10 protein-coding genes are annotated in these 12,146 nt (G+C 62.3%); 5 read left to right on the forward strand and 5 right to left on the reverse strand.

The genetic code is table 11. The features are described 5' to 3' along the window. The first annotated feature begins 189 nt into the window (after positions 1–189). Positions 190–1,053: an amidohydrolase family protein gene (locus PQR53_RS04415; RefSeq protein ID WP_408451364.1), complete on the forward strand. Its 864-nt coding sequence runs from the start codon at positions 190–192 to the stop codon at positions 1,051–1,053. A 91-nt stretch (positions 1,054–1,144) separates the two neighbouring features. Next, positions 1,145–1,678: a carboxymuconolactone decarboxylase family protein gene (locus tag PQR53_RS04420; RefSeq protein WP_408451365.1), complete on the forward strand. Its 534-nt coding sequence runs from the start codon at positions 1,145–1,147 to the stop codon at positions 1,676–1,678. A 25-nt stretch (positions 1,679–1,703) separates the two neighbouring features. Here PQR53_RS04420 and PQR53_RS04425 read toward each other — a convergent pair whose 3' ends face one another. The 4 genes from PQR53_RS04425 to PQR53_RS04440 all read right to left on the reverse strand — a co-directional run bounded on the left by PQR53_RS04425 (position 1,704) and on the right by PQR53_RS04440 (position 6,858). Then, complete coding sequence (locus PQR53_RS04425; protein ID WP_408451366.1) at positions 1,704–2,945, reverse strand: MFS transporter; 1,242 nt, start codon at positions 2,943–2,945, stop codon at positions 1,704–1,706. A gap of 171 nt (positions 2,946–3,116) precedes the next feature. After that, the gene (locus PQR53_RS04430; RefSeq protein WP_408451367.1) at positions 3,117–4,571 is read right to left on the reverse strand and encodes a sulfatase family protein; all 1,455 of its coding nucleotides are present in this window, start codon (positions 4,569–4,571) and stop codon (positions 3,117–3,119) included. A gap of 76 nt (positions 4,572–4,647) precedes the next feature. Continuing rightward, entirely contained in the window at positions 4,648–5,445 is a 798-nt protein-coding gene (locus PQR53_RS04435; RefSeq protein ID WP_408451368.1) for a GntR family transcriptional regulator, read from the reverse strand. Positions 5,446–5,610: 165 nt separating this feature from the next. Further along, positions 5,611–6,858, reverse strand: coding sequence for an SLC13 family permease (locus PQR53_RS04440; protein WP_408451369.1), 1,248 nt, complete (start codon positions 6,856–6,858; stop codon positions 5,611–5,613). Positions 6,859–7,352: 494 nt separating this feature from the next. On the opposite strand from PQR53_RS04440, the gene PQR53_RS04445 reads away from it, so the two are divergent. Together PQR53_RS04445 and PQR53_RS04450 are read left to right on the forward strand one after the other, a co-directional pair. Continuing rightward, positions 7,353–8,588: an aconitase X gene (locus tag PQR53_RS04445; RefSeq protein WP_408451370.1), complete on the forward strand. Its 1,236-nt coding sequence runs from the start codon at positions 7,353–7,355 to the stop codon at positions 8,586–8,588. Continuing rightward, a complete protein-coding gene (locus PQR53_RS04450; protein WP_323047893.1) occupies positions 8,585–9,079 on the forward strand; it encodes an aconitase X swivel domain-containing protein in 495 nt (164 codons plus the stop codon). The genes PQR53_RS04445 and PQR53_RS04450 overlap by 4 nt, the downstream gene beginning before the upstream one ends. A gap of 65 nt (positions 9,080–9,144) precedes the next feature. On the opposite strand, the gene PQR53_RS04455 is transcribed toward PQR53_RS04450, so the two are convergent. Beyond that, the gene (locus PQR53_RS04455) at positions 9,145–10,038 is read right to left on the reverse strand and encodes a GntR family transcriptional regulator (protein ID WP_408451371.1); all 894 of its coding nucleotides are present in this window, start codon (positions 10,036–10,038) and stop codon (positions 9,145–9,147) included. Positions 10,039–10,750: 712 nt separating this feature from the next. On the opposite strand from PQR53_RS04455, the gene PQR53_RS04460 reads away from it, so the two are divergent. After that, positions 10,751–12,082 carry an autotransporter strand-loop-strand O-heptosyltransferase gene (locus tag PQR53_RS04460; RefSeq protein ID WP_408451372.1) on the forward strand — a complete coding sequence of 444 codons (1,332 nt, stop codon included), beginning with the start codon at positions 10,751–10,753 and terminating at the stop codon, positions 12,080–12,082. Positions 12,083–12,146 lie beyond the last annotated feature (64 nt).

Consider the following 12,146-nt stretch of genomic DNA (forward strand, 5'->3'; position numbering starts at 1 on the left):
GCCTACGTATGCCGCATCGCCAATGATGCAGGCTTCCTGCTGGATGAGCAGAGCGTTCGCGTACAGTTTTTTGAGGCGCGAAAAACTCGCTGCATCCGCATGGCTCTTTTGATTCTTCGTATTGCCAGTCCCACCTGAACGAGCGGCGTGGGGCGTAGAAACAGTCACCAAGGAAAGCTTATTGTGTCGGTGGATTTTTTTCGATCTGATGAACCTGTCTCGCGTACGAAGCGCGAATTGCCTGCCGGGGCCTGCGATGCGCATTGCCATGTGTTCGGACCGGCCATGCAGTTTCCCTACGCCGCGGAGCGCTCATACACGCCCGCGGATGCGCCCTATGAAACGCTGGCGGCCATGCATCGGAAGCTGGGATTTAGCCGTGCAGTCGTTGTGCAAGGCAGTTGTCATGGTTACGATCATTCGGCCTTGCTCGATGCGTTGACGCGCAGCGGCGGCGCTTATCGCGGCGTCGCGTTGTTGCCGGCCGACGCGAGCGACGCGGATGTGCGCGCGCTGCACGAGCAGGGCGCGCGCGGCGCGCGCTTCAATTTCGTGCCGCACCTGGGCGGCGCGCCGTCGCCGGACGCTTTCGATGCGGTGGTCGCGCGCATCCTGCCGTTTGGCTGGCACGTTTGCGTGCATACCGACATCGCGTCGCTGAAGACATGGCTGCCGCGGCTGGCCGTGCTGCCTGTGCCGTTCGTCATCGATCACATGGCGCGGATCGATGCCGCGAAGGGCGTGCACGATGGTGACTTCCAGTTCCTGCTCGAGGTCCTGAAGCTGCCCGACGCATGGATCAAGGTGTCGGGCATAGACCGCATCTCGCAGTCAGGGCGGCCGTTCGCGGACGGCGTGCCGTGCGTGAGGAGGTTGATCGAAGCCGCACCGGAGCGTGTGCTGTGGGGCACCGATTCGCCACATCCCAACGTCGCCGGGGCCGTGCCGGACGAAGCCGATCTGATCGACGCGCTATTCGAGGCCTGCCCGGACGAGCGTGTGCGGCGCGCCGTGCTGGTGGATAACCCGGCGCGGCTGTATGGATTCGAATAGGCGGCCGTGATTCATCGCGGCTCGTAGTGGTCCATAGTGGCCCGTCGTGGTTCATCGCGTTCGAGCCAACCATTTTTGCCAGAGGAGCACCATGTCCGATTTGCCCAGAATTGCGCCGGTGATACCGGGAACCCGGCCCGAACTCGCCGTTGTCGAAGCCCGTATCCATGCGGCGCGCGGACAGATTTCGCCGCTATACCAGATCCTGCTCAACAGTGCGCCGGTCGTCGACGGCTGGGAGGCGATGTTGACGGCGATCCGCCAGAAGACCTCGGTGACGCCGCGTGTGCGTGAGTTGACCATCCTGCGCGTTGCCGTGCTGAATCACGCGCCTTATGAATTCGACGCGCACGTTCCCCACGCCGAGCGCGCGGGCGTGCCGCACGCGTTGATGGAGCAGCTGCGCCAGGGATTGGCGCCGGAGGCCATCGTCGATATCGACGCCCACACCCGCAACGTGTTACGGCTCGTCGATGCGATGACGCGCGATATCGAAGTGCCGGATGCGATTTTCGATCCGGTCTGTGCAGAGATCGGATCGACCGCGATGCTCGAACTGGTTGCGACGATTGCCGCTTACAACATGGTGTCGCGCCTGCTGGTGGCGTTGCGCATCGGACATTGACCGATCGCTACGCCCCACGCCTTGTTCACTGCTTTTCAGCAGCAAGCTCGGGCTCGCGGTGTAGCGAAGCGGGTTCCTTTCCCGGCAGCGTCAGGGTAACGATCGCGCACAGCACCGTGCACGCGGCGAGGAACGCGAACGCGCCGTCATAGGAGCCGTGCCGCGCGACGATGAGAAAACCCATCACGGCGGGCGATGCGACGCCCGCCAGTTGGCTCCCGAGATTGACGATGCCCGAGGCCATGCCCATGTCTTTCGCTTCGATCAGCTTGAGCGGCAGCGCCCACAGCGCGATGAACGAAATCTTCATGCTGAAGGCGAGCACCAGTTGACACGCAATGACGACCGGCAGATCCCGTACGTTCAGCATCACGAACAGGCTGATCCCGGCCAGCACGACGCTTGTCAGCAGCAGATACTTCTCGCGGCCCGCGAAGGCCTTGTCGGCGAGCCAGCCGCCCGCCAGCATGCCGACGATGCCCGCGACGCCCGGCAGCGCGGAGACAAATCCGGCATGCACGAGATCGAGCTTCTGCACCTTCATCATGTAAGAGGGGAGCCAGGACAGAAACCCCCAGATGAGAATGTTGACCCCGAAGTTGATCACCGAGATCTTCCAGATGTTGCTGTCGCGAACGAGTTCGCCAAAGCCGCGTGGCGCTGCGTAGGCGCCGCCCGCCACCGGCTGATTGCTCGGCGCCGGATGCGACTTGCGCGTGCCGAACAGGTACAGCGCGAACGCGACGAGCCCAACTACCGACGCGCCGAGGAACATCCCACGCCAGCCCAGATAGGCGATCAACGGCACCGCGAGCAGCGGCGCGACGACGAGGCTCAGTGGATTCGTGGCGAGCATGAACGACTGGACCCGCGCGCGCTCGTTCTTCGCGTAGCCTTCCGCGACCGCCTTGTACGCGGCGGTCGGAAAGCACCCTTCAAAGATGCCGAACAGGAAACGGATCACGAACATCGCCGTGAGTGACCACGCCAGTCCGCTGGCGGCGGTGAAGATCGCGAACATCGCGACCGAGAACAGGATGGTCTTGCGGGTGCCGATCTTGTCGGCGATCCAGCCGCCTGGCAGCTGGATCAGTGCGTAGCCCAGGAAAAACACGCTCAGCAGCAGCCCGAGCCCGGATTCGTCGATCTTGAACTCGGCGCCGATAAAGGGCAGCGCCAGGTTGATCAAAAAGCGCTCCAGGTAGCTCGCGAACCAGCACACGAACAGGATGGACGCGAACTGGAATTTCTGATTCGAAACGTTCATACGTTCCTCACTTTGGAGTGCGGGGCGCGCCTGCCTGGCCGGCATGTTGTTTCGATGAGCCGCGCGTTCCCGGACTTCGATGTCTCCTACCATGGATCGACCCGCTGCGCGAACGGAATGCGCTCTTGATGACGCTCTCGTTCGCGTGGCGTGTTGCGTGTGCCGTCAGGCTCAGTCGAAGATGACCGGCGCGCCCGGCGGCGGGCTGAAGCCCAGGTCGCCGCGAGCGATCACGGCTTCCCGGCCGCCATGAGCCGCCAGCAGTTCCGATTGACGCTCGCGCACCATGCGGTCCACGTCGTTCGGATCGCAGATCCTTAGCAGCCGCTCGTGGCATTCGCTCAGTACGGACGCATAGTGCGGGTCGGCGGCGCGGTCCTCCAGTTCTTCCGGATCGCTGGCGAGATCGAACAGTTGCGGCGGGTAATCGACGTAGTACACGTACTTGTACTGCTTGTGGCGGATCATGAACGCGCCGGTGGCCGAGCCCATGCCGTGATATTCCGTCAGCACGTTGCGCTCGGGCTTCGCGCCGTCGGCGATGTCCTCCAGCGACACGCCAGGGAAACCCTCCGTCAGTGCGGGATCGGTTTCGCCTACCGAACGCAGGATAAACGGATAGGCATCGACGTGACTCACGGGCGTATCGACCACCTTGCCCGGTTCGATGCCCGGACCCGCCAGAATCAGCGGCACGCCGGACGCTTCCTCGAACATCGTCGATTTGCCCCACATGCCGCGCGAGCCGAGGTTGTCGCCGTGATCGCTCGTGTACATCACGCGCGTGGTGCCGGTGAGGCCGGCGTCCTCCAGCGCCTTCAGCACGAGGCCGATGTTCTCGTCGAGGAACGAACACAATCCGTAATAGCCCGCGAGCGCCTTCTTGAGCTTGTGCTCGTCGAAGTAATCGTCGTAGTTGAAGCTGCCGCGATAGTCGACCAGATACGGATGCGTTGGCCGCTCTTCCTTGCGATAGAGCTTCGGCAGCGGCAGATCGCGGTCGTAGTACTTGTAGAAATGCTGCGGCGGCGCGGTGAGCGGAAAGTGCGGCGCGACGAATGAGACGAACAGTACCCACGGTTTGTCCGCATGCTTCTGCGCGGCTTCGCGCAGCCACACCTGGGCGCGCGCGGCGATTTCGCGGTCGTAGAACGTGTACTGGCTCTCGCCGGGACCGGCCATGTTCGCCATCTTGTACGCGCCCTTGCGCACCGGCAGATCGCTGCGCACGAGGCCCATCAGATCGCCCTTGCCCTCGATGATGTGCATCGGAATGATTTCTTCGCTAAAGCCGTGGTCTTCGCCCGTCAGCTTGAAATGCAGCTTGCCGATCGAGGTCACGTTATGCCCGCGATCGCGCAGCTTGTGATGCCAGCTCGGAATGTCGCCGTCGTAGGCGTCGGCGTTGTCCGCATAGCCGATCTGATGGATGTACTTGCCGACCGCGAACGAGGCGCGCGCCGGAATGCACACGGGGCTCGCGCAGTAAGCGGAGCTGAAGCGCGTGCCGCGGGCGGCGAGGGCGTCGAGATTCGGCGTCTCGACGATACCGTTGCCCGCGCAACCGAGCATCTTGGGGTTGTGCTCGTCGGACATGATGATGAGCAGGTTCTGCGAATCTTTCATTGTTCCTCCAACTATGTAGGACTATAGTTCTCGCCCGGCAAAATTTTTTGGGGCGGCGTGCCGCCCCAGCCAAAAGCTAGCGCGATTGATGAACCATTCTCGGCAATTGATCGGGGATGCTGAGTACGCGATCGGTTGTCGGAATGGAAAACTCCTGGTAGTACACGCACGCGGTTTCGCCCATCAGCGCCGCGGCCTGCATGAAAAGTCCGGCTTCACCCTTGCGCGTGCCGATGACCTCGGCCGTGGCTGCGTCGAATTTGACGAGGCTCACGTCATGCGTGATGCGGGTGATCGGCACGTTCAGTTCGCCGACAATGACCGTCTTGAAATTCAGCCCGTCGAGCGAGCGCAGCGATGCCTTGGACAGGCGCGGCAGAGTGCGGCTATCCATGTAGAAGCGCACGAGCACGTCGAATTCGCCGTTCACGTTGATGACGCGCGTGATCAGCGTGAGGTTGTCGCCCGCGTCGGGAAAATAGCGGCTCCATGCGCCGCGTGTCTTGATGCGCTCGCGGCTCAGCACCTTCGAATAGACCGGCAGGAAGCTCACGCCGTCGGTGTCGAGGAAACGGCAGTGCCACGGGTCTTCCAGGCGCAGATCGTTTTCGGCGACGAAGCTGCCGAGCCCGTGATGCCGCACCACGACGCCTTGATCCACCAGCGTGCGCAACGCGCGTTGCACGGTGCCGAGGCTGAAGGGTGTCAGGACCGCGAGTTCTTCCTCGGTGGGGAGCCTGTCGCCGGCTTTCCAGTGGCCGTCGGTGATGGCCTGCATCAGCACGCTGGACAGGCGCATGTACTTCGGCGCGCCGCTGCGGTCGGGACGGGTAAGCGTGGCAAAAATGTCGGGACTGGCGGCTGCGGACTGCATCGGAAGCGGTACCTTGATCGGGGAGAAACGATAGAACTATATAGTTCTATAGAACGGTACGCTTGCGACGCGGTTTACGCAACGGGCGGTTGATGAGGGTTAACCCAGTCGAATCGGCTTTTCATCCGAAGCTCATTCGGAGCGAACCCGCAGTTCAGTCGAAGCTCACCGGATCAGAAACGCCGCCAGAGGAAGAAACAACGTCAACGCAACGGTCCACTTCAACAGGTCCTTGAACGTCTTGTCGTCGCCATGCAGCTCTGCCAGCACGAGGCCGCCTCCCAGATGAAACGGGCTGGCCGTGATCACGACGATGCTGGTAGCCGACAGCGCCAGTTGTACCGACGCAAGCAACGCAGAGGGCTCATGGGCGAGCGAGTGCGTCACCACCGGAATCACGAGTCCAAGCACCACCACCGACGACGCCTCGAAGTTCGCCATGAGCGTGCCGAGGTAAGTCATTCCCACTCGCACCAGTGACTGTTGCTCCAGGCTTTGCAGGAGCTCGCCGATTGCCTGCAATACCCCGACCGTCTCGAGCATGCCGATATACATCAGGATCCCCGAAATCATGATGACCATGCTCCACGGCAGATCGGCAATGACCTTGCGGGCGTCGGCCTTCACCGCGATGTTGAGCAGAATGCCCATCGAGAACGCACTCAAGCCGACGTCGTGCCGGGTCAATACGAGCGCGATAAAGCCGACCAGCGCAGCAAGCGCGGTCCATTGCTGCCACGTGAGCGCCAATCGGGAGGAGGGCGCGGCGAGGTCCGTTTGTGTCGTTGCATCGCGCGGCCGGCGGCGCGCGATCAGTTCCGCACCGCCGAACGCGAAGAAGGCCAGCAGCGCGAAAGTGAGATTGAGCGCGAACTGGCACAAAAAGAATTCCGTGGGGAGCAGTGTCACGCCACCTTTGGCCGCTTGCGCAATGACCACCTTGGCCCATGGATTGAACGGCGACAGTCCGCCAATGCAGCCTCCCTGGATGGTCACGATACCCATCAACGCGGGACGGATGTTTTCGCGCCGCGCAATCTCCAGCGCGACCGGCAACGTGATGACGAGCGCGGCGATCGGCAGCGCGCCGAGCGCGCAGATCAATGCGGTGAGGATGCAGGTGGTCCACGGCAGCAGCCAGGGGCGCCCGCGCGAGAGCGCGACGGCCCGTTGCACGATCAGTTCGGCGAGACCGCTATCGCGCACGAGATTCCACAGGTACATCACACCGAGAATCAGCAAGACCAGATCCGTCGGGAACGCGGCAAATACCTGCTTTTGCGGTACGCCCGCGATCTGCATCAGCAGGAAGCTCGCCGGAATGGCCACCAGCCCGAGGTTGATGCCGCGCCACAGGCTGATCGCAAAAATGACGACCAGCAGGACAAGCGCAAGGATATGGAGGGTGGTCATACCGGTGTCTCCTTTTATTTGTCTTTCGTCGTGAATGGCGAGCGCAGGCGCATTCACGTCATCGGCAACGATGGGGAGGGGGATGCGCGTGGCAACGGTCCCGCTATAGCCCGCTTCCGAGCGGGGCGCCATGGATGCCGGCCCTCCGCGTCAGACAAGTGGCCAGAATCTTGTATGATCATGTATCAATACATCGAGAGGCATGCTATCGCCGGGCTTTCGCCCGTGTCAACTAGCGTAATCGCGAAGAGGGTGCTGAAAGCTGCTTGGCGATGAGGCTTGTCCGGGTGTGCACCGGCACGGCATGCCCTCATCGGGAATCCGTGCAGAAACCGCCGTCCGGCGATGTTGACATCGACAAGGCGGGTCGCTAGTATTCGCTCTTGTTGTCTTAATACAAGATAATACAAGATCGCAATGACATGGGCCTGCACCGCAGCAGGTGTCGCTGCCCACGCCTTGCCATGGTGACGAAATCTGTACGGAGACTGCCCATGCTGCTGAACGATGAAGAGACGGCCATGCTCAACGGTGAGCAAGGCAAGGTCCTGCAAATGGCCATGCGCCATCAAGTGCAGGTCGGCGAATTTTTTGGTGCTCACGATCTGGTGCCGGTCACCCAGGCGCACATCATGGCCGATACCGAAAGCCTCGGCCAGGCGGGCGTCATGTGGCTCGAGCGGCTTTCCGAACTCAGTGACGGCCGCCACACCGTATGCATTCCCACCATCACCGATCCGCGCGGCACCGATTTCGCGAAGGCCAACGAACTCGGCCAGCGCGACTGGATGATCGAACTGGAGCGCCGCACGATTCACGCGTTCGAACGGCTCGGCGTCAGCATGACCGACACCTGCATCAACTATCAGACCGTGCTCGCGGCCACGCGCGGCGAACACGTCGCGTTCGGCGACACCGGCGTCGTGATCTACTCGAACTCGGTGAGCGGCGCCCGCACGAATTTCGAAGGCGGTCCGTCGGCGCTCTCCGCGGGTCTCACAGGGCGCACGCCGCGCTATGGCTATCACCTCGACGAAAAGCGCCGCGCGACGATGCGCTTTCGCGTCGATTTCACGCCACGCTCGCTCAACGAATGGGGCGCGCTCGGCGGCGTGATCGGCCGTCTCGCCGGCAACTATTGGCAGGTGCCGGTCATCGAAGGCATCGAAGCCGCGCCGACCTCGGACCAGCTGAAACATTTCGGCGCCGCGATGGCGAGCTTCGGTTCGATCGCGCTCTTTCACATGATCGGCGTCACGCCGGAAGCGATGCGTCTCGCAGACGTCGGCGGCGACAGCTTGCCGGTGCATCATCGCGTCGGCCGCGCGGAAGTCGAGGCGCTCACCGCCAGCTATGCGGTCACGAAGAAGGTGGACGTGGTGGTGTTTTCCGCGCCGCAACTGAGCCTCTACGAACTGCGCGCGCTCGCCGAGATCTGCGACGGCCGCACGTTCAAGGTGCCGATGCTCGCCATTACCAGCCCACAGGTGGCGCCCGACGCCGAGCGGTTCGGCTACACACGCCGCATCGAAAGCGCGGGAGGCACAGTGCTCGCGGGCATGTGCTTCTACCAGTCGTACGCGCGCGAGATGTCCGAAGCCAAGGGCTGGAAAAATCTCGCCACCAACAGCGCGAAGCTGGTGAACATTCTCGGCGGCTACGGCTATACCCCGATGCTCGCCTCGATGCAGGCGTGCGTGAATGCAGCCGAGACAGGAGAACTCGCATGAACAGAATCGTGTTGACTGCGCGCCACGCGCTCGGGAACAAAGTGTCGGCCGAGGCGCTGGTTGCCAAGGACGGCTTCTCGGCCCGTTACGATCTGAACCGTCTGGAAGGGGTGTTTTCGCGCCCGTCGCACAAGCTCGTGGGGCAGTCGTACATTGGCCGGATCCTCGTGCTGGATACCGCAAAGGGCGGCGTGGCAAGTGCGTGGATGCTGCACGAGATGCAGTCGCGCAACATGGCGCCGGTCGCAATCGTGTTCAATACCGTGAACCCGATCCTCGCGCAAGGCGCGGCGCTCGGCAACATTTCGATGCTGGCGGGTTTCGATTGCGACGTGACGGACGTCGTGCCACAGGGCGCGTTGGTCGAGATCGATCCGCAGGCGAAGACCTTGACCGTGCTGCGTGCCGCCGCCGGTGAACCCGTGTCCGCCGAATTCGCACAAGGGCAGCAAGGGACATCGACGGTACACGTGAAGCCTGCGCATCGCTAGGCGTCTGGCGTGGTTCCGGCGGGCTTGCCGCGCAGCTGTTTCGCGTGGCCGCCCGCTGCGCGCGGTCACTTCGTGTGATCGTGCGCGGCGGTGGCGTTGACGTTCTTGATCGACGAGCCGACCGGCAGCGGTCCTTGCACGCTCAGCGTGAACTCGTAGTTTTCCGGGCGGATATAAAACGAGGTTCGCTCGCGCAGCCGGCCGTTCTCGCCGAACGATTCGCGCTCCATCACGAGCAACGCGGCACGCGGCGACAGGCCGAGCGCCTGGCCCACCGATGCGCCGGCCGAGCGCGCCCGGATATGGATTTCCGCTTTGGTGACCGGCAGGGAAAGCAGGCTTTCGAGCAGCACGTAGATCGGATTGCGGTTGACCTGCTCCCAGGTGAGTCCGCTTGCCTGCGGCGGAAGATACGAGTCGACGAGCGCGATCGGCTCACCGTCGACGAGATACAGCCGTTTTAACCGGAAGCACTCGCCTTCGCCTTCGTCTGTGCCGAAGGCTTGCCTGATCGCCTCCGGCGTCGCCACCGGACCGAACTCGAGCAACTTCGTTTTCGGCTCGACCCCTTGCGCGACGAGTGCATCGTAGAAGCCGCGCATTGGCTTCAGGTCGTGCACGAACTTGTTGCGCGAGACAAACGTGCCTTTGCCCTGCTTGCTGACCACGTACCCTTCGGCAAGCAACTGCGCGATGGCCTGTCGCACCGTGACGCGGCTCACGTCGAAACGTCGCGTCAGTTCGCTTTCGGCGGGCAGTTTGCTGTCAGTTGCGAAGGTGCCCTCGTCGATTTGCGTGCGCAGACGATCGGCGATCTGCGTATAAAGCGCGGTCGCACTGTCGCGGTTGAGTAGCGGTTGGACAGCCGAGGCGGCAGCCTGCCCGGCGGTAGGTTGCCTGGCGGCGCCCGGTGTGGAGCGTTGCTGGGCGGTGCTGCGTTTTCTGGAATTGGCTGGCATGGGATGGTTTGCCGGAGGCGGCTGTCGAACTGCCTTTGAACCCGCGTCCTGGTTGTTTTTCATCATGGCTCTCGTGATGGAGACGCGCGACGTGCTTGTATTAAAATAATAAGACATCCTCATACAAGTTGCAATTGACCCATGTCTGCGATGCGGCCGCCTGACTGAGGTGCTGCGCGCCGCTTTATTACGCGCGGTTGCGAGCTTTGCTGAAAGCACCGGAATACGGTAAAACCCTGGTCAATGAATAATGACGCAAAGGTTTGCGCGTCGCGATTATATTAAGGTAAGATTTGCCGCACCCCCTCAATAACCGGCTTGCACGCCGGCGCGATTAATAACCCGGGTGCGGCAAACCGGTCAAACGCTCGCTCGTGCATTTCCCCCGCCCCTTGCAGGCGGGGTCTGGCCAAGCAAGCCCAGTAAAAGAACAGCGGCCCGGGCAAAAATATTTTTACAGATCAGGGCTAAAGTTTTTTAAATCGCCGCCGATTACGTGCGCGTATGGCATTGCCACGCGTTTCTAAATGCCGATTAGAAGCAAAAAAAGCCCTTAAATCGCCGTTGCTGCGGCTTGTAATCCGGCTGAAAATCTCGCGAGCCGTGTGAGCTGCCAGTCCGTCAGTAAAAGTCGACCCAACTGGAGCAATACCCGCATGTTCGGTCTCCGATCGCATCGGCGTCCGGTTTTCATCCAGTTCTGGTCCGATTCATGACTGCTTCGATTCCCCACAACATCCTTGCTGTGCCGGCTGGCGAGAGCGCGTCCACCTCCGCATCCGCATCCGCCGTTCACCTCGTGTCCGCGGGCGCACCGTCCAAACCGCCATTCCCACGGCCCGCGCGCGTGCCCACGCAGGAAGCGCTGCAGGGTGTGCGCTTCGACTTCAACGACGGCTGCCGCGTGGTGTTGCCGCAAGGCGAATGGCATGTCGTGCTGCGTGACTACGAGACCGACAACGTACTGTTTGAGACCGACATCGGCGAGGGCGTCGTGGCGAGCGCGAAGAAGTATTTCGTGCCGATCGAAGTGCAGATCCAGCAGCGCGGCAAGCAGACCGACGCCGCCTTCATCCATCGCTTCGACGCGAAGGATCGCGAGGTGCTGATTCAGTTTCCGGTCGGCACGCTGGGCGATCTGATGGGCTGGTTTCCGTACGCGGTGAAGTTCCAGCGCAAGCACGGCTGCCGTCTCACCTGCGCGATGTCGGCGCTGATCGCGCCGCTGTTTCGCCGTGCGTATCCCGAGATCGAATTCGTCACGCACGAAGAGGTTGCGCCCGAGCGCTATTACGCGACCTACAACGTCGGCCTCTTCTTCGACGATACGAACCACGTATTCCAGCCGTGCGACTTCCGTCACGTCGGGCTGCATCGCACGGCGGGTCACATTCTCGGTGTCGATCCGGCGGAGATGAAGCCCGAGATCATGCTCAAGGACGAGAGCCGTCCGATCGAGGAACGCTACGTCTGCATCGCCGTGCAAAGCTCGACGCAGTGCAAGTACTGGAATCATCCGACCGGCTGGCGCGAGATTGTCACGTTCCTAAAGGAACAGGGCTATCGCGTGATCTGCATCGACCAGAAGGCGACGCACGGTTCGGGCCTCGTGTGGAACCACATTCCGCACGGTGCCGAGGATCAGACCGGCGATCACCCGCTCGAGGAGCGTGCGCGCTGGCTGCGTCACGCGGACTTCTTCGTCGGGCTGTCCAGCGGCCTGGCCTGGCTCGCGTGGGCGTGCGGCACGCCGGTCGCGATGATCAGCGGCTTCACGATGGAAAACAACGAATTCGACACGCCGTATCGCGTGATCAATTACCACGCGTGCAACGGCTGCTGGAATGACGCGAGCCATCGCTTCGATCACAAGGACTTCTTCTGGTGTCCGCGCCACAAGGACACGCCGCGCCAGTTCGAATGCACGCGGCTCATCACGCCCGAGCAGGTGAAGCGCACCTTGCGGCGCATTCCCGGCTTCGGCGCGCACGCTGCTTCGCAAGACGGGGCCGCTGCCACGCCTGCGGCTTCAACGGGGCATTGATGCGCTGACGTGATGCGCTGACGCATCGCCGTACCCCAAAAACGATTTCCGCCAGTTCAGAAAG

Origin of the sequence: Paraburkholderia fungorum (genome assembly GCF_046027605.1) — a bacterium.
Taxonomy (GTDB): domain Bacteria; phylum Pseudomonadota; class Gammaproteobacteria; order Burkholderiales; family Burkholderiaceae; genus Paraburkholderia; species Paraburkholderia fungorum_F.